The sequence below is a fragment of the Corynebacterium sp. ACRPE genome, assembly GCF_022347435.1.
GTDB classification, from domain to species: domain Bacteria; phylum Actinomycetota; class Actinomycetes; order Mycobacteriales; family Mycobacteriaceae; genus Corynebacterium; species Corynebacterium tuberculostearicum_D.
Genome location: NZ_JAKRNA010000006.1, coordinates 26752 through 44202 on the forward strand (window position 1 = coordinate 26752; position 17451 = coordinate 44202).

The 17451-nt window shown below is 61.4% G+C and carries 15 protein-coding genes; all 15 read right to left on the reverse strand.

Features of this window, described 5'->3' with window-relative positions:
* Positions 1 to 17: 17 nt before the first annotated feature.
* On the reverse strand, positions 18 to 716 hold the full coding sequence (locus MHY13_RS04585) for a YggS family pyridoxal phosphate-dependent enzyme (RefSeq protein ID WP_239281446.1): 699 nt from the start codon (positions 714 to 716) through the stop codon (positions 18 to 20).
* On the reverse strand, positions 716 to 1447 hold the full coding sequence (gene pgeF, locus MHY13_RS04590; RefSeq protein ID WP_204608365.1) for a peptidoglycan editing factor PgeF: 732 nt from the start codon (positions 1445 to 1447) through the stop codon (positions 716 to 718). Before pgeF ends, MHY13_RS04585 begins: the two co-directional genes overlap by 1 nt.
* Before the next feature lie 24 nt (positions 1448 to 1471).
* Positions 1472 to 2791: a cell division protein FtsZ gene (gene ftsZ / locus MHY13_RS04595; protein ID WP_204608363.1), complete on the reverse strand. Its 1320-nt coding sequence runs from the start codon at positions 2789 to 2791 to the stop codon at positions 1472 to 1474.
* A gap of 312 nt (positions 2792 to 3103) precedes the next feature.
* Complete coding sequence (locus MHY13_RS04600; protein WP_204608361.1) at positions 3104 to 3775, reverse strand: cell division protein FtsQ/DivIB; 672 nt, start codon at positions 3773 to 3775, stop codon at positions 3104 to 3106.
* Positions 3775 to 5238, reverse strand: coding sequence for a UDP-N-acetylmuramate--L-alanine ligase (gene murC, locus MHY13_RS04605; protein WP_239281448.1), 1464 nt, complete (start codon positions 5236 to 5238; stop codon positions 3775 to 3777). The genes MHY13_RS04600 and murC overlap by 1 nt, the downstream gene beginning before the upstream one ends.
* Positions 5239 to 6339, reverse strand: coding sequence for an undecaprenyldiphospho-muramoylpentapeptide beta-N-acetylglucosaminyltransferase (gene murG / locus MHY13_RS04610; protein WP_239281450.1), 1101 nt, complete (start codon positions 6337 to 6339; stop codon positions 5239 to 5241).
* Positions 6340 to 6362: 23 nt separating this feature from the next.
* Complete coding sequence (locus MHY13_RS04615) at positions 6363 to 7763, reverse strand: FtsW/RodA/SpoVE family cell cycle protein (RefSeq protein ID WP_239193619.1); 1401 nt, start codon at positions 7761 to 7763, stop codon at positions 6363 to 6365.
* 29 nt (positions 7764 to 7792) lie between these two features.
* Positions 7793 to 9184, reverse strand: coding sequence for a UDP-N-acetylmuramoyl-L-alanine--D-glutamate ligase (murD, locus tag MHY13_RS04620; protein ID WP_239281452.1), 1392 nt, complete (start codon positions 9182 to 9184; stop codon positions 7793 to 7795).
* Between the two features lie 42 nt (positions 9185 to 9226).
* Positions 9227 to 10333 (reverse strand): phospho-N-acetylmuramoyl-pentapeptide-transferase, encoded by a 1107-nt coding sequence (gene mraY, locus MHY13_RS04625; protein ID WP_204608350.1) that lies wholly within the window; start codon positions 10331 to 10333, stop codon positions 9227 to 9229.
* Positions 10334 to 10363: 30 nt separating this feature from the next.
* The gene (murF, locus tag MHY13_RS04630) at positions 10364 to 11893 is read right to left on the reverse strand and encodes a UDP-N-acetylmuramoyl-tripeptide--D-alanyl-D-alanine ligase (RefSeq protein WP_005328922.1); all 1530 of its coding nucleotides are present in this window, start codon (positions 11891 to 11893) and stop codon (positions 10364 to 10366) included.
* Positions 11894 to 11895: 2 nt separating this feature from the next.
* Positions 11896 to 13431, reverse strand: coding sequence for a UDP-N-acetylmuramoyl-L-alanyl-D-glutamate--2,6-diaminopimelate ligase (locus MHY13_RS04635; RefSeq protein WP_239281454.1), 1536 nt, complete (start codon positions 13429 to 13431; stop codon positions 11896 to 11898).
* Between the two features lie 9 nt (positions 13432 to 13440).
* A complete protein-coding gene (locus MHY13_RS04640) occupies positions 13441 to 15309 on the reverse strand; it encodes a penicillin-binding protein 2 (RefSeq protein ID WP_239281672.1) in 1869 nt (622 codons plus the stop codon).
* Between the two features lie 55 nt (positions 15310 to 15364).
* Positions 15365 to 15490 (reverse strand): hypothetical protein, encoded by a 126-nt coding sequence (locus MHY13_RS12185; RefSeq protein ID WP_255726974.1) that lies wholly within the window; start codon positions 15488 to 15490, stop codon positions 15365 to 15367.
* A gap of 17 nt (positions 15491 to 15507) precedes the next feature.
* On the reverse strand, positions 15508 to 16302 hold the full coding sequence (locus tag MHY13_RS04645) for a hypothetical protein (protein WP_239281456.1): 795 nt from the start codon (positions 16300 to 16302) through the stop codon (positions 15508 to 15510).
* Positions 16299 to 17339: a 16S rRNA (cytosine(1402)-N(4))-methyltransferase RsmH gene (rsmH, locus tag MHY13_RS04650; RefSeq protein WP_239281479.1), complete on the reverse strand. Its 1041-nt coding sequence runs from the start codon at positions 17337 to 17339 to the stop codon at positions 16299 to 16301. Before rsmH ends, MHY13_RS04645 begins: the two co-directional genes overlap by 4 nt.
* Positions 17340 to 17451: the final 112 nt, after the last annotated feature.

A 17451-nucleotide genomic window follows, 5' to 3' on the forward strand; every position in this document is an offset into this window, starting at 1 on the left:
GCGCTTTTGCGATATTTTTAACCTACTGGCCGCGGCCCCATGATACTGGTTCCGACACGCACGATATCACTGCCCGCAGCAATTGCCTCGGCCACGTCCGCGCTCATGCCAGCAGAGAATTTCAACGGTCGATTCAGCTCAGAGGATAAGCGATCTACCTCTCCGCGGACGTTTCGGAATACCTCGCCAGCATCGGCATCAAGTGGCGGAACCACCATGAGTCCGGCAAGTTCTAGGTGCTGCGCTTTTTCCACGGCACGCACGACCTCATCGAGCGCGTCCGGAGTTACCCCACCTCGAGCGCCATCGCCGTCGGCGGAGACTTGGATAAATACCGGCAAATTGCTTTCGCGCTCGCCTCGTTCCTTGGCTAAGGAAACTCCCCGCTCCAGCGCGTGGGCGAGCTTGAGGGAATCAAGCGAATGGACGCTGGCGGCCCAACGAGCCACATGGTTGGCTTTTTTGGTCTGAATTTGGCCAATCATGTGGAAACGCAGCTGCGGCAGCTCAGCGGCCTTGGCGCGGGCTTCTTGCTCCCGGTTTTCGGCGACGTCGGTAATTCCTAGCTCTGCCAGCAGGGCAATATCGGCAGCTGGGTGAAACTTCGTTACCGGCAACAGCTGCGGTGGTTTTCGCCCTGACTGCGCTGCTAGCCGTTCAATCTTGGCAAGGGTGGCCGATAGGTTTTGTTCTAGCTGTGCCTTTCGGTCTGACATTACTTAGCCTCCAACCAAATTAATCCAGCCTGGCGGCCGGTGGTGCCTTCGCGGCGATAGGAAAAGAAGTCTTCGTCTTCGATGGTGCAGCGCGGGTCGGATTCAATCGCGGTGATGCCTAGCCCCATGAGCTGGCGAATCAGCCCTGCGCGCACATCGATGCCCCACGTGCCCTTCGACGTCCGAGTCTTGGAACCGGGCAAGCGACTCTCGACGTCATTGGCCATTTCCTCAGGCACTTCGTAGTTCTTTCCGGAAGCGGCCGGCCCCATGACCACCTGAATGCGCTCGGGCTGTGCGCCAAGCTTCTGCATTTCGCGCACGGTATTGACCACAAGGCCGTTGCGGGCGCCAAGGCGGCCAGCGTGGGCGGCGGCGATGACGCCAGCGGTGACGTCGACAAGCAGCACCGGCGTGCAATCCGCAACAAGGACGCCCAAGCCCAAGCGGCGCTGGGTGGTGACAATTGCGTCTGTGGCTGGCACGGGCTCGTCCTGTGGACCATCGACGACGGTGACGGTATTGGTGTGAAGCTGTTCCATCCACACGATGTCGTCCAGACCGGTCACGCGCTTCAGGCGCTCGCGGTTAGCGGCAACCGCGTCGGGGTCATCGCCGACGTGGTGCCCCAAGTTGAAGGAGTCGTATGGAATAGCAGACGCCCCGCCAGCACGGCTAGTAAAAACCATGCGGACGGGGCGTGTGGTGCGATGTTCCTCGTTTACTGGCATGCACACCAGCGTAGCGCTTTGCGCTTAGCGCATGAAGGAAGGCACGTCCAGATCGTCGTCGCCGTCATCGTCACGACGCTGCGACGGGCGGGACAAACGGTAGTCATCGCGGCGCTCCTCGCGGGAGAAACGGTCAGAGTTGGTGAACAGACCGCTAGATTCTGGGCGACGCTCCTCGGCGGGGCGCTGCGGGGCGTAGCGCTCTCGCTCCTGGCCGGCGCGCGGCTCGTAGGAGTGGCGCGGAGAGTAGTCATCCTGTACCGGCTGAGCGGCAGCGGGCTGCGCCGGTGCCGGGGTGACGGGTTCTGCGGCTTCGCGCTGGCGATTGTCAAAAAGGGAGCCCGGCTTGCGCTGTTCCTGCTGCGGCTGCTGCTGCGCAGCGGCCTGGGTCATATTGGCCTCGGCATCGAAACCGGTGGCAATGATAGTGATGCGGATTTCATCGCCCAGGGTGTCATCGATGATGGTACCGAAGATGAGGTTGACGTCTTCGTCAGCGCGCTCTTCCACCATGGAGGCGGCGGCGTTTACTTCGTGCAGGCCGAGATCGGAGCCGCCGGCGATGGACAGCAGCACGCCCTTGGCGCCTTCCATCGTGGATTCCAACAGCGGGGAGTTAATGGCTTGCTCAGCAGCAGTCATGGCGCGGTTATCACCGCGGGCGGAACCGATGCCCATCAGCGCGGAGCCAGCGTCAGACATAACGGAGCGGACGTCCGCAAAGTCGACGTTGATCATGCCCGGGATGGTGATCAGGTTGGTAATACCCTGCACACCATTGTGCAGCACCTCATCGGCAGCACGGAAAGCCTCAACGATGGAGAGCTCTTCCCCACCGAGCTGCATCAGGCGATCGTTCGGGATGACGATGAGGGTATCGCAGACCTCGCGCAGCTCCTCAATACCGGCCATGGCCTGGCGGGTACGGCGAGCGCCTTCGAACTTGAACGGGCGGGTGACAACACCGACGGTCAGCGCACCCATTTTCTTCGCGATAGACGCCACGACCGGAGCAGCACCGGTGCCGGTGCCGCCGCCCTCGCCGGCAGTCACGAAGACCATGTCGGAGCCCTCAAGCGCGTCTTCGATTTCGGACTTGTGGTCTTCCGCGGAGGTCTTGCCTACCTCAGGGTTGGCGCCGGCACCGAGGCCGCGGGTGGCCTCACGGCCAATGTCGAGCTTGGTATCTGCGTCAGAGAAAATGAGGGCCTGGGAGTCGGTGTTGATGGCGACGAACTGAACACCCTTGAGGCCTTCTTCGATCATGCGGTTGACGGCGTTGACGCCGCCGCCGCCGACGCCGACGACCTTGATATCCGCGAGATTGTTATTGGAAGAGATCATGTGAGTAGGTCTCACCTTTCGCTACTTTAAGTCTGCACGTGCATTAAACGAGGAATGTAATGCGCTCCGCCGAAGGCGAATCGCGTTCCTTTCCATCTTTAACGACAGCGGTGTAATTTTCACGCACATTTTCCGCGTGTCGAGACCCTCAAGTTCCACTTTAGGGTTGCTCACCTGCGGTTTTATAAGTCACACCCGCATCATCCGCCCCACGGTTCAGGCACTAAAAAGAGCCCGTGCAGCGCACACGCCTAAGCGGTGCTGCACGGGCCCACAAGAGCGATAAAGGCACCTGCGGGGGCACCCGTCGCCCTATCCGCGGGTGGTGACTAACTCAGGGTTGGAAATATTCCACTCGCGGCCTTCCATCTTCAACACTGTGGCAAAAGCATGCGCCTTGTCCTCATCGTTAGAATCGCTGGCACCCCAGAAGATGCGCCGGTCATCTTTGGTGGTGAAAGTCAGCGAATATTCGCCCGCCACTTCCAGCTTTGCTACTTGTTTGCGGACGTCGTCGGAAAGCGCTGCAATCGCTCGCACGGCATCCTGGATTTGCGGCGAGCCACTATCGACGGAGCCCGTCACCTCAACCGCGCCCGCGGGAGGCTCAGCGGAGGTAAACTCCTCGCCTTTGTCGTCGATCAGGAAGGGCTTATTATCGCGCTTTACAAACGCCACAGCCTTGTGCTCGGACACGTTGATGGTCAAGGTCGAAGGGAAATCGCGAGAGACTGTCACCGAATCGACCCAGTCCAATCCAGCAACACCGGAAGCTGCCTCGCGCGCATTAACGCGTAGCAAATTTTCGCCCTTGGGAACCCCAGAGGCTTCCTCCACCTGTGTGGAATCGAGCTGATGGACGCCCTCCACCTGAAAATTGCGTACCTTCAGGACCGGAACTGTCCACATCACGGCGGCCGCTATGAGCGCCACGGCGACAATTGCGGCGATGACCCCAGCGATGAGCTTTGCGGATACGCGCACTAGCTTGCCCGCAATTCATCGAGGATTTCCGCCGCCACCATGGTTACCGAGCCAGCTCCGATGGTCAGCACCACATCTCCTGGCTCCACCACCGACACAACGTCGCGGGCGGCGGCGGAAAAATCCGGCTCGAAGATGACCTGCATATCAGCGGGCATCTTATCGGTAATGATGCGGGAGGTAATTCCCTCCACGGGCTGTTCGCGAGCGCCGTAGATGTCGAGTACCACGGCGGCGTCGGCAAGCGAGAGTGCCTGGGCAAACTCGGCGTCGAATTCCATGGTGCGCGAGTACAGGTGCGGCTGGAAACACGCGATAACGCGCCCGCCGTGGCCTTCCGCCTCGACCTTGGCGCGGGCGGCCCGCAGCACTGCCGCAACCTCGGTGGGATGGTGCGCATAATCATCAAAGACCCGCACGGGTTTGCCCTGCTTGTCGACGCTCCCCCGGTACTCAAAGCGCCGGCGCACACCGCCAAAATCAGCCAATCCCTCGGCGATGTCAGCCGGGGTGCCGCCGGAGAGCACGCCAGCGATCAAGGCGCCCATGGAATTGAGCACCATGTGGTGGCCTGGGATCTGCAGCTCGTAGCGCACGGTTTCAGAAACGCCAGGAAGGTTGACTTTGACGGTGGTGTCCATGCCTTCCGCGGTGGTCTCTTCGCGGACCAGCTCGGCGGCCAGTGGCACGGTAGAGGTAAAAGACTTCTCCGGCGAGCCGTAGGCCACGACGTTGATGCCGCGCTCCAGCGCCCGCTCGCCAGCCCGGGCAGCATGCTCGTCTTCAGCACACACAACAAGGTAGCCGGTCTCCGGGGTAACCAAGTCAGCAAAGTCATCGAAGACTTGGAAATAGGCTTCCTCGCTGTGGAAGAAGTCGAGGTGGTCGGGCTCGATAGTCGTGAGCACCGCGACGTCAGGGCTATAGCGCAGCAGGGAGGCATCGGATTCATCAGCCTCGGCGACGAACGCTTCCCCGGTGCCACCGTGAGCATTGGTACCCGCGCGGTTGAGCTGGCCGCCGATGGCGAAGGAAGGATCAAGACCCGCGTGTTGCATCGCGCTTACGGTCATCGACGTGGTGGAGGTTTTGCCATGGGTGCCAGCCAGCAACACCTGCTGGTGGCCTTCCATCAAGGCGGCGAGCAGATCGGAGCGGCGAATTACCGGGATATCGTTATCCTTTGCGGCTACTAGCTCCGGGTTGTCTTGGGGGATGGCGGCAAACGAGGTTACTACGACGGTAGGCAGCTCACCTGACAGTCGCAGATTTTCCGCGGCATGGCCGATGGCGACCTTGGCGCCCATGGTCCGCAGCACCTCCACCGGGGTGGAGTCTTTGACATCGGAACCAGTGACCACTCCGCCGCGAGCGGCGAGGATTCGCGCGAGCCCCGACATTCCGGAACCACCAATGCCGATGAGGTGGACGCGGCGCAGATCGTAGTGTGCGGGATCGGTCATTTACTTATCCTTCCTTCCAGCGGCGTCTTCGGCCTCGGATACGCGGGCGGCGATGCGGTCTGCGATGGAATTGGCCACGTCCCCAGCGCTGGCATGGGCGGCGGCGAGCGTCATCGACTCGAGGCGTTGCGGGTCATCGAGAATGCCGCGCACCTCGGAGATGAGTCGCGCTGGGGTCAGCTCCGCGTCCGGAATCTGGATGGCGGCGCCTGCCTCGACCACTTCGCGGGAATTGAGCGCCTGTTCGCCATTGCCGTGCGGCAGCGGAACGTAGATGGCCGGCAGGCCTGCGGCGGATACTTCGGCAACGGTCATCGCGCCGGAGCGGCACACGACGAGGTCAGCTACCGCAAGGGCGGAGCCCATGTCCTCGATATACGGCAGTGCGGCGTAGTTCGGGTGTTCTGCGGGCGGGTCATTCTTCTTGCCATAGGCGTGCAGAAGCTGGAAGTCCTGTGCCAAGTCCTCTACCGCTCCGGCAACGGCGCGGTTGATGCTGGCTGCGCCTTGGGACCCGCCGGTGATGAGAATGGTGGGAAGCTCGGCCAGGTTCCACTTGGTGCGCGCGTCTGCGGCCAGGTTGCCATTCGGGTCGTCTGCCAGGCTCGGCCGAACGGGAATGCCAACGACCTCGCCCGGCATGCCAGAATCCGGGTGGGCGTTGAGTCCAATGCCGCCCATCTTCACGCCGAGCTTATTGGCCATTCCAGCCAAAGCATTGGTCTCGAGAACATAGAACGGGATGCCGAGGGATCGCGCAGCGATATAGGCCGGCCCGGCCACGTAGCCGCCGGTGCCAAAGACGACATCCGCTTCGACATCCTTGAGTACCTGCTTGGCCTCCCCCACCGCGCGGGAGAGGTTGAACGGTAGCTTGAAGAGCTGCGCGTTGACCTTGCGCGGGATTGGCACGGGGGTAATCAGGCTAAGGTCCACGCCGCGGGCGGGAATGATATCGCGCTCGAGGCCCTTTTCGGTACCGAGAGCGGTGATGCGTGCGCCGTGGCGCTCGCGCAAAGCTTCGCCCACGGCGAGGGCGGGTTCAATATGTCCGGCGGTGCCGCCACCTGCGATGACGACGGAAATAGGCGTGGAATTCATAGCCTAAAGGCTACCAGCGCCGCCTAGCGATAGCGGCGCTCGGCGCGCGGATAGCGGCGGCCGCTTCCGGTTACGGGGCGACCAAAGCGCTCCTCGCGCACGCGGGAGCGCGGCTCCTGCGGGCGGGCGTGACGGCCCTGCTGCTTCTTCTTCGGCTTCGGCACTGGCTGCGGCTCGCCGATGAACAAAAGGCGGTCGAACAGCGGGCGGCCGAAATTCTGCATGGCGGAAATTTGCATCGGTTCGTGACGCGCCACGTTGCACAGGATGCCCATCGAGCCAATCGTGATGATCGCCGCGGTACCGCCGGCAGAAATCATGGGCAGCTGAATACCGGTCACCGGCAGCAGGCCAATGACGTAGCCAATATTCACAAAGGCCTGGGTGACCACACCGATGGTCAACGTTGCGGCCAGCAGGGACTGGAACTGGTTCTGTGCGCGCATCGCGGTGCGCAAGCCCACATAGCCCAGTGCGGCGAATAGCACGATGACGAGCGCACCGCCCCACCAGCCGAGTTCCTCACCCACGATGGCGAAAATAAAGTCATTTTTCGCCTCGGGCAGGTAGAACCACTTGGCACGGGATTGGCCAATGCCAACGCCCCAGAAGCCGCCGTCGGCAAGCGAGAGAAAGCCCTGATAGGACTGGAAACCCGTACCTTGAGTATCGGAGATATTGCCTACGAGGGCATCGAAATAGGTGTGGAAGCGGTTGGACCGGAAGCCGCCAGAAAGGAAGATAAACAGCAAACCGCACACGGCTGCGACGCCGATGGTCGCCGGAACGCGCCAGTCGACACCCGCGAAAATCAGGGTGAAGACAACCACGAGGGCCAAGGACAAAGCCATACCGAAGTCGCCCTGAAGGACGATGAGCAAGAACATAACGCCGGCAATGAGGGAGTACATCATGAAGGGATCCGTCACCTTCATGGATTTGTGCTCCTTATCCGCCAATACGGTCGCACCAAACATGCCTACGGCGACGCGGGCAAGCTCCGAGGGCTGCAGGGAGAACGGTCCCAAGTAAATCCAGGACTGGGAACCTACCTCCTCGCGGCCGGTGCCCACGCCGGGGATCAGCACGGCGATGAGCAAAATGATAGACAAGCCCACAATCCACGGCACGCATTTGCGCAGGGTATGCGGCGACACCTTGAGGCCAAACCAAAAGGCAACGAGGCCCAAGAACACCATCACGCACTGGCGCAATGCCTGGTTCCATACGCCGCCGTCCTCGGTGAGGGAAGTAGCCATGGAGGAAGAAAAGACCATGAGCACGCCGATGCCGACGAGGAAGAAGATGATAAAGCGCAGCAGCTGGTAATCAAGGCCGGCTTCCTGGCGGGCTCGCTCGCGCAGCTCGCGAACGCGGTCGCCAAAACTCTTGGAGCGCGGGCGTTGCTGGGAGGTGGCCGTCATGTGTTCTCCTGATCCTTAAATCTAAAGCTCTACTTACGGGTAAGCTCCCGCGCGGCCGCGGCGAATACATCACCGCGTTGAGCCATGCCGGTATACATATCCAACGATGCCGCAGCCGGCGCCAAAAGAACGGTATCCCCGGCGTCGGCGTGTTGCAGTGCAGCCTCCACCGCAGCGTTCATGGCTGCAAAAGGCTCCTGCGTTTCAATGACGTCCACCGGGGCATGCGGCGCGTGCGCGGCGAGGGCCCGGGCCACCTCTTCCCTATCCACACCTAGGACTACCGCGGCTTTGATGTGGGCGGCGTGCTTGGCGACGAGCCCGTCTACCTCCGCGCCCTTCAACTGCCCGCCGGCAATCCAGACCACGGAATTGAGCCCCTTGAGCGCCGCATCCGCCGCATGTGGGTTGGTGGCCTTGGAATTATCGATGAACGTAATGCCGGAATGCTCATGGACCACAGCGCCGCGGTGCCCGGCGACGGTATATGCGGCCAGCCCCTGCGCAATGGACTCTGGGGTGGCGCCTGCCAGACGCGCGACGCTGGCTGCGGCCGCAGCGTCTAGGACTCCTGCCAGGCCGGCGGGCTCGATGCCCTCTGCGGACGCGAGATCCTCGCGCTTCTCGTTAAGCCGCGAGACAAGACGGCCGGCACTTACGCCCACCTCTCCCTGTGTGGGTTCAGCGGCGGTAAAGCCGTAGAGGTCTGTGGTATCCGCGGCGTAGCGGACCGCCTCGGCGTCATCCTTGCCTACCACAGCGACGTCACCGGAGAGCACCTTGGCCTTTGCGCGGGCATAGGCATCGAATGATCCGTGCCAATCCAGGTGGTCATCAGCCAAATTCAGTAGCACGCCCACATCCGGGCGCAAGTGGCTGGACCAATGCAACTGGAAAGAAGACAGCTCTGCGCAGAGAACGTCGACGCGAGGGGTGGCAGTGAGGGCGTCGAAAAGCGACACGCCGATATTGCCCACCGCCAGTGCGCGGTTGCCGGTGCGCTTGGCATCAGCCTGCATAATCTGGGCCAACATACCGGTAGTGGTGGTTTTGCCGTTAGTCCCGGTAACTACCAGCCAGGTACGCGGCGCGCCGAAGACGCCCGCACGATCCAAGCGATACGCCAGCTCCACGTCGCCGATAACCTCTACCCCAGCGTCCTGGAAAGCAACCAACAAAGGCGAATCGGGACGCCAGCCCGGCGAAGTAACCACAAGGTCAAACTCGCCCTGGGCGGCAGAATCGACGGAGACGGTTGCTACACCGAATTCCTCCGCCAATTCCGCCAGCGCGGTCTCGTTGGAATCTGCCACGGTGGTATCCACCCCGAGGCTTGCCAGCATAGCGACGCAACCGCGCCCCGATACTCCCGCCCCGGCCACGAGCACTCGCCCGCGCAACGAGGATGGCAACTCGGTCATCTCTATTCCTCTTTCCTCGATAAAGCTAAAAAGGCATGAGTTTTAGGAAGCAAAGCCGACGGCAGACAGCCAGTCGCCGTAGAAGATGCATACGCCGGCGATAGCGGCCATGGCGCTGAGCAGCCAGAAGCGGGTGACCACGGCGGTCTCGGCCCAGCCACCATTTTCAAAGTGGTGGTGGATAGGCGCCATGCGGAAAAAGCGCTTACCGGTGCTGCGGAAGACGATGATCTGGATAACTACGGAGACCGTCTCAATCACGAAGATGGCGCCGATGATGATCATGAGCAGCTCGGTGCGAGTGGTCACCGAAAGGCCGGCGACGAGGCCACCGAGCGCAAGCGAACCGGTATCGCCCATGAAGATCTTTGCCGGTGCGGCATTCCACCACAAAAAGCCCAAGCAACCACCCAGGCCAGCTGCAGCCAGCACGGCCAAGTCGAGCGGATCGCGAACTTCATAGCACCCTGCCGCTGGCGACACGGCGCAAGAGTTGCGGAACTGCCAGAAGGAAATCAGTGCATAGGCACCCATCACCATCGCGGTGGTGCCTGCGGCCAAGCCGTCGAGTCCGTCGGTGAGGTTCACGGCGTTCGACCACGCAGCAATGAGTAGGTAAAGAAAGACTAGGAAAACGATGGTGCCAATGACGGCACCGCCCACGGCGATGTCGAAGGTTTCAAAATCGCGAACGAAAGAAAGGTTGGTAGACGCTGGCGTCAATCCGTGCTCGTCTGGGAACTGCAGCGCCAAAATGCCGAAGATGAGCGCCACAGCCAGCTGCCCTACCAGCTTGGCGGTCTTGTTCAGGCCAAGGTTGCGCTTTTTAAATAGCTTGATGAAGTCATCGGCAAAGCCCAACCCGCCAAGGCCCATCGTGAGGAAATAAACCAAGAGACCAGAGGGGCTAAAACCACCGTTGCCAGTCGCGCGGGCATAAATTCCCACTACGAGGTAGGCCACGGTGATAGCCAGCAAAATCGCGAGACCGCCCATGGTGGGCGTGCCGCGCTTGCGCAAGTGCAGTTGCGGCCCGTCCTCGCGAATTTCTTGCCCCTTGCCTACCCCGGAAAAGTAGCGGACCAACATGGGAGTGGTAAAGATCGCGACGAGGAAGCTGAGGATGCCCGCGATAATGATCTGAGTCATTGCTAGAGGTCTTTCTCCTTGTACTGAGGACTAACGGCGATTGAGCTGTTCTGCCACGCGCCACAGGCGCTGGGCATTCGACGACTTGATGAGGACTACATCTTTGGCCTCGCGCCCGGTCCAATCTTCGATGCCGGCAGGCGCTACCCTAATGATGTCTTCGACCGCCGCCGCAGCGGCGTCAACATCCGGGCTGATAGTAGTATTTATACCCCGCGCCTGTGCGGCTTCAACCATGGCCCTCATATTATCGTTGTCTCCCACGGCCACGAGGTGGTCAACGTGGTACTTGGAAAGCACCTCTCCCAATGCGCGGTGGGCGGCCACTGCTTCTCCGCCGAGCTCGCCCATCTCACCGAGCACGGCGATGGCGCGGGCATCCGGTCGGGCGGCCGAGGTATAGGCCAGCGCGGCAATGGCCGCGTGCATGGAATCGGGGTTGGCGTTATAGGAATCATCGATGGTGGTTACTCCATCGCGGCGGGTACGCACGTCCATGCGGTGTTCCGAGGCATTCTGGTGCCCGGATAGCGCATTAGCTACCACCTGCGGGTCCATGCCCGATTCGATAGCAGCCGCGGCCGCTGCCAAAGCGTTAGAAACCTGGTGCTTGCCAAAGACCTGCAGCTTCACCGGAAGTGGGTCCGTTCCCGGAGCATGCAGCACAAACGAGGGGCGGGCGACGTCATCGAGCTGGATATCGCTGGCGTAGTACTGGGCGTCGGAAGCCGGCGGCTTATTGGCCGAGTAGTAGACGACCTTGGCTGAGGTGCGCGGCGCCATGCCGGCGACGAAAGGATCATCGGCATTGAGCACGGCGACGCCGCCCTCAGCTGCCGAGGGCAAGGCTTCCACGAGCTCGCCCTTGGCCTGGGCAATATTCTCGCGTGAGCCAAACTCACCCAAGTGTGCGGTACCGACGTTGAGTACCACGCCGACAGTAGGCGCGGTAATGGTGGTCAGGTGGCGGATATGGCCGATGCCACGGGCAGACATTTCGGCGACTAGGAAGCGGGTATGCTCATCGCAGCGCAAAGCGGTATACGGCAGGCCGACCTCGTTATTAAAGGAGCCGGGAGGAGCCACGGTGTCGCCCTCAGCGCGGAAAATCGTGGCCAGTAGGTCCTTGGTGGAGGTCTTTCCGGCCGAGCCGGTTACGCCCACGATGTCTAGGCCTTGCTCGGCGGTCAGGCGGCGGGTGACCTCCCGCGCGATATCGGAAAGCGCCTGCACCACCGCGGCGGCCGAGCCGTCCTCGTCATGGGCATAGATATCGGCGTTGGCGGCATCGCCGGTAACGCGGCCTTGGGGCTTGACGACGACCGCCGGAACCCCCACCGGCCGCGCCGCCAACACCGCCACTGCGCCCTGCTCGATGGCCTTTTCTGCATAGTCATGGCCATCCACACGGGCACCGGGCAGGGCAAGGAAGAGCCCTCCCTTAGTTACCTTGCGGGAATCGAATTCGATGAACCCGGTAACGCGCTGGTCTGGGTCAGACACGCAATCGAGGCTGCCCCCGGTAATTTCGGCAATATCGGCAATAGAAAGTGGAATCATGTCTACTCCTTCGCATCCCCAAGGGTATCGCGGTGCGGGGTTCCGGCCAGCTTTTCCTCGATAGCGCGGGCCATTTCCTCGCGGTCATCAAAGTGCAACGTCTTTCCGTTCACTAGCTGTCCCACCTCATGGCCCTTGCCCACGACGATGACAGCATCGCCCGGCTCGGCCCAATCGACTACCTCATCGATGGCACGGGCGCGTGAGCCTACCTCGCGGATATCGCCCTGGGGGGCGGCGTCACGCGCGCCCGCCATCACCGCCGCGCGAATGGTGGCGGGGTCCTCGGAGCGCGGGTTGTCATCGGTAACCACGGTAAGGTCAGCGCGGCTGGCTGCGGCTGCGCCCATGATGGGGCGCTTAGAGCTATCGCGGTCTCCGCCGGCGCCGACGACGATGCCGACGCGACCTGTGGTTCCCTCCAGCTGACCACGCAGGGTGTCGAGCACCGCAGCGATGGCCGCTGGCTTATGCGCGTAATCCACCACGGCCACAAAGTCTTGGCCGCGGTCGATGCGCTCCATACGGCCGGGGACTGCGACCTTCTCCACGCCCGATAGGAACTCCGCAGGGTCCTCTCCTACCGCGGTGGCCATGCCGAGCGCCAAGCAAGCATTGGCGATATTGAACTCGCCAGGCAGCGGCAGCCGGAAGGTGAAATCGGCACCGTCATAATTCAGGGCTACCTCTTGGGCACCGGTGGCCTCAGTGGCGGTTTGGCGCGCGCTAATCGTGGCCGCAGCGCCCTGGGTGGCAACCGTAGCAACTGGGTGGCCTGCGCTCTTGGCGACGTCGCGCATGCGCTCGCCCCACTCATCATCGATGCAGAGGACGGCTCGTTCGGCCGCCTGCTCCCCGGCGAAGAGCTTCGCTTTTGCCTGGAAGTAGTCCTCCATCGTGGGGTGAAAATCAAGGTGGTCCTGGCTCAGGTTCGTAAACCCGCCTACCGCAAACCGAGTTCCGCGCACGCGTCCTAGCTCCAGCGCGTGCGAGGACACTTCCATCACCACGTGGGTAACGCCCTCGTTCTTCATGCGCGCGAAAAGCTCTTGTAGGGTCGGCGCCTCAGGCGTGGTGAGCGAGGTGGGAACCGGCGTGCGGTTAATACGGGTACCGGTGGTTCCGATAAGGCCCACGGAGTGCCCGGCGTGAAGCAGGCCGGCCTCCAGCAGGTAGCTGGTGGTGGTCTTGCCGGAGGTGCCGGTAACACCGATGACCGTCAGGTCACGGGTCGGGTGGCCATATATCTCAGCGGAGATTGGACCGAGCACGGCTCGAATATCCTCCACCACCACAATGGGGCGGGTCTCTTGGGCCTCGGTAAGCAGGTCGAGCCCGGCGGCGTCGGTAAGCACAGCTCCAGCCTTGGTATCGCGAGCGAACTGCGCGCCGTGTACGCGCGTTCCCGGCAGGGCGGCAAAGAGCGCGCCTTCCGGCAAACGGGAAGAATCCAGCCCGCACGCGGAGACCTCCACGGAGGCATCACCAATGACGCGCCCACCAGAAAGCTGGGCGAGAGTATCCAAAGAAACGGTCATACTAAGCTCCTATTGTGCCCGCAGGGTCAGCCGCGGTGCTGGTTTCGAAGTCGGAATATTGTCACGATTAAGTAGCCACGAGGCGATATCGCGGAAGATAGGTGCCGCCGACTGGCCGCCGCCTCCATTGTCCTCCACGCCGGACTTGGGTTCATCCAACATGACGGCAACAACGAAGCGCGGATCATCGGCCGGCGCAATGCCAGCAAAGGTGATCCAATAGGCGGAATTCGAATATGCCCCAGTATTTGGGTCCACCTTCTGGGCTGTACCGGTCTTGCCGGAAAGCTGATAGCCCTTAAGCTGCGCATTGCCGGCCGTACCGTTTTGTAGGCCTGCATCATCGTCTTGGAAGACGGCACGGAACATATCCACCGTAGTCTTGGCGGTCTCTGGGCTCACCACCTGGTTCTTTTCCGGTTCCTCTAGCTTTTCGTCCTTGCCGTCCGGCCCCTTGACCGAGTCAATGATGCGCGGCTCGATACGCTCGCCGCCATTGGCCAACGCTTGGTACACGCTGGCCATCTGCAAGGTGGTCCACGACTGGCCCTGACCAATAGGCAGGTTAGCGAAGGTGCCGCCGGACCATTGCTCCAAGTCTGGGACGCTGCCGGCCGATTCGTTCGGCAGCTCAATACCGGTGGTATTGCCCAACCCAAACTTCTTGAGGTACTCGGCGTACTTTTCTTGGCCCAACTTATCGGCGATCATCAAGGTGCCGACGTTGGAGGACTTACCAAAGATGCCGGTGGTGGTATACGGCTCGGTGCCGTGTTCCCAGGCATCGTTGACCGTCACGCCCGCCATATCGATGGAACCGGGGACCTGGTGCACCTCATCCGGGGTGGTCACGCCCTCCTGCAGTGCAGCAGCCGCGGTAACCACCTTGGCTACAGAACCCGGCTCATAAGGGTGGGAGACGCTGCGGTTTTCAAAGTCCTTACCCTCATCAAGCTGATCCTCAACATTCTTATTGGGATCCACGGTATCGGTATTGGCCATGGCAAGGACCTGGCCGGTGGCAGCATCGAGGACCACTGCTTCCGCACCGGAAGCCTTAGAGTTGGCCTTGGCCTTTTCCAGCTTTTGCTGAACGTAGGTTTGCAGGTCCAAATCCAGAGTGAGGGTGACGTCGCGACCATCAACGGTATCCACGACGTCACGCAGAGTGCCTGGGATCACCTGGCCATCTGCGGATACGTCCTCGGTGGACTGGCCGTCAATGCCAGTAAGTTCCGTATCGCGCGCGGCCTCGAAACCGAACTGTCCATGGCCGTCCATCGACACCTTGCCCACAACGTTTTCGCCAATGGCGCCGTTGGGGTACTGGCGGATGTCTTGGCGGTCCGCTGCCACTCCGTGGTACTTATTGGCGATCTCTACGGCAACATCCGGATCGACGTTGCGCACCAGTACCTCATACTGGGTATCGGCCTTGAGCTTATTGAGGATGTCGTCCTTATCCACCTTGGAGGTCGAGGCGCCGGAATCTTCAATCAGCTTCGGGATTCCCTCAGACATGTCCTTGAGGGTCTCCTCCATCTTCTTGGTGAGGAAGATATCCAGCTTCTCATCATCCATGCCCTCGGTCGAGCCATCTTTTTGGGCCTCGATCTCGGCCTTGTCTTTTAGCTCATCGCGCAGGCGGGTCGGCGAGACGGTCAAGGAACGAGACTTCATCGTGTAGGCCAAGCGCTGGCCATCGCGGTCCAGGATTTCTCCCCTACGGGCCGGCTCGATATAGACACGCTCGCGCTGCGTTACGGCCTTGGCGGAAAGGTCTGGGCCCCACACAAGCTGTACCCAGGCCAAGCGGCCAGCGAGGACGACCATCGCCACGAGCACCACGGATACGATGATGCGCAGGCGTTTGCGCATCATCTTCTTTTGCGGCACCGCGGAGCTGGTCGAGCGGCGCGGGCGGCGCCTAGCCTTACTTGGCGTAGTCACAGTCCAGTGTCACCTTCCCTTTTTCCGCCACAATTTCTTGCGTGTATTGATTGTGCCCTACAAAAGTGAGAATGCCCGCGCCACCACGCGCGAGCATCATCTTTTTCACCGATTATTCTTCCCTAGCTACTCGGCGCGGCTGGCATACGGCGCACGGGCTGGAAGGTTGGGTCGCGCATTGTCCTGGGCGGTGCCGGCTGCGCCGGCCTCACGATCCGAATTACGGTCGGCATCGCCACCATTGCTGGTGCGCTGCTGTCCCTGTGGCACGGCATTGAGGGAATCCGACATCCCCTCCGTATCCTTTGGGTCGCTGGAAGCCTGGCCCGGGCGGATTGGTTCACCGTTGACATCAATAAGCTTTTCGGTATCCGGGGTGCCTTCGCGCTTGTCGACGATCTTTCCATCGCCGCCAACTTCCGCAATGCCCGGCTGCTTAGGAATAGCCATTCCCATTTCGTCCGCGCGGCGCGCAATATCAGCAGAAGAGCTGAGATTTTCTGCATCGCGGTTGAGGGTCTCAATCTGGTTATCCAGTTGGGAATCCTGCACGGTCAGCTGCTGGATGGCAAAGGTTTGCTTGGTGGACAGACCCGACAGCCACATGGCCAAGGCCACGCCGACGATTAGCAGCGTGAGGGAAATGACGCCCAACCGGGTAAGGAGCCCGTTCTTCTTCGTCTGCGGCTGCAGCTGGCGTCCGCGGAAGCTCACTACCTGCTTCGAGCCAAGGCGCTTCGTGCTGCGGTGTGGCACGCGCGTGCGGCTCGGAGCACGCTTAGTGCTGGGACGCTCGCGCAGCGCCGTCGGGGCTCCGGTATCGATTCCGGTGGTGAAGTCTCGGCTGGCGCCCATGGTGCGAGTGGCCTCTCTGTCGCGGCTGTCAGTCTTTAGGTGGTTGCGGCGTGGGATGGTGCTCATTGCCTGCCTCCCGGCGGTAGAAATTCTGGCATTCCCTCGAGTCTTTCGATGGCACGAACACGCACCGACGCGGCTCGTGAATTTTCCGCGATTTCCTCTTCAGAGGCCTTTTCCGCCCCGCGCGTAACGATCTTGAACTTCGGCGCGGTGCCTGGCAGATCCATCGGCAACCCAGCCGGCGTCTTGGACGTAGTCAGTTCTTTGAAGGCTGCTTTAACGATGCGGTCTTCCAAAGATTGGTAGCTCATGAATACGGCACGGCCACCTTCCGAAAGTGCCTGGGTTATGACCGGCAGGACATTTTCAATAGCTTCCAACTCACGGTTGACCTCAACCCGCAGCGCCTGGAAGGTGCGCTTGGCGGGGTGACCTCCGGTACGGCGGGTCGCAGCGGGAATGACATCATAAAGTAGCTCAACGAGCCGCGCGGAGTTGACGAAAGGATCCTTGTCGCGCTCTTTCAACACGGCGGAGGCAATTTTTCCCGCGAAACGCTCATCACCATAGGTTTTGAGGACGCGAGCCAAGTCGCCGTGCGAATAGGTATTGAGTACATCCGCCGCAGTAATCCCCTGCGAAGGATCCATGCGCATATCTAGTGGCGCATCCGACTTATAAGCGAATCCGCGGTCAGCTTGGTCTAGCTGCATTGAGGAAACACCAAGGTCAAAAAGGGCGCCGGCAATTCCTACAGTGCGGGCCGAATCAAAGATATCGCCCTCACCTTCCGCGATGGCGCTGCCCAGCTCATCGAATCGCGCATTAATGCCGACAAAGCGATCACCGTAGGGCGCAAGACGTTCGGTGGCATTGCGCAGCGCCTGCTTATCGCGGTCAACACCAATAACCCGCACCTCGGGGAAAGATTCCAGGAAGTAGCGTGTGTGGCCACCGGCGCCCAGGGTGGCGTCGACAAGCACGGCCTTATCCCCCGCCGCTTCTACCTGGGGGCGCAGGAGATCAGCCATGCGCTCGCGCATGACCGGCACGTGGCCGTGGTTTTCGGCCACATCATAATTTAGGTCTTTGGTAGCCATGTCTCCCCGCAACCCCCTTTCTCAAATTCCCTGACTTCCAGTGGTGGAAAGCATGCGAGTGCGTATAGGGCCCTGTCCGAGGCAGGTTTCTGATATCGGGGAAGTACACCAG

Bases quoted from the DNA above. Each gene is read 5' to 3' on its own strand.
- MHY13_RS04640 (WP_239281672.1), bottom strand. From the start codon at position 15,309: ATGCGCAAACGCCTGCGCATCATCGTATCCGTGGTGCTCGTGGCGATG.
- MHY13_RS04645 (WP_239281456.1), bottom strand. From the start codon at position 16,302: ATGAGCACCATCCCACGCCGCAACCACCTAAAGACTGACAGCCGCGAC.
- murC (WP_239281448.1), bottom strand. From the start codon at position 5,238: ATGACCGATCCCGCACACTACGATCTGCGCCGCGTCCACCTCATCGGC.
- MHY13_RS04615 (WP_239193619.1), bottom strand. From the start codon at position 7,763: ATGACGGCCACCTCCCAGCAACGCCCGCGCTCCAAGAGTTTTGGCGAC.
- pgeF (WP_204608365.1), bottom strand. From the start codon at position 1,447: ATGCCAGTAAACGAGGAACATCGCACCACACGCCCCGTCCGCATGGTT.
- rsmH (WP_239281479.1), bottom strand. From the start codon at position 17,339: ATGGCTACCAAAGACCTAAATTATGATGTGGCCGAAAACCACGGCCAC.
- murG (WP_239281450.1), bottom strand. From the start codon at position 6,339: ATGAATTCCACGCCTATTTCCGTCGTCATCGCAGGTGGCGGCACCGCC.
- MHY13_RS04585 (WP_239281446.1), bottom strand. From the start codon at position 716: ATGTCAGACCGAAAGGCACAGCTAGAACAAAACCTATCGGCCACCCTT.
- murF (WP_005328922.1), bottom strand. From the start codon at position 11,893: ATGATTCCACTTTCTATTGCCGATATTGCCGAAATTACCGGGGGCAGC.
- mraY (WP_204608350.1), bottom strand. From the start codon at position 10,333: ATGACTCAGATCATTATCGCGGGCATCCTCAGCTTCCTCGTCGCGATC.
- MHY13_RS04635 (WP_239281454.1), bottom strand. From the start codon at position 13,431: ATGACCGTTTCTTTGGATACTCTCGCCCAGCTTTCTGGTGGGCGCGTC.
- murD (WP_239281452.1), bottom strand. From the start codon at position 9,184: ATGACCGAGTTGCCATCCTCGTTGCGCGGGCGAGTGCTCGTGGCCGGG.
- ftsZ (WP_204608363.1), bottom strand. From the start codon at position 2,791: ATGATCTCTTCCAATAACAATCTCGCGGATATCAAGGTCGTCGGCGTC.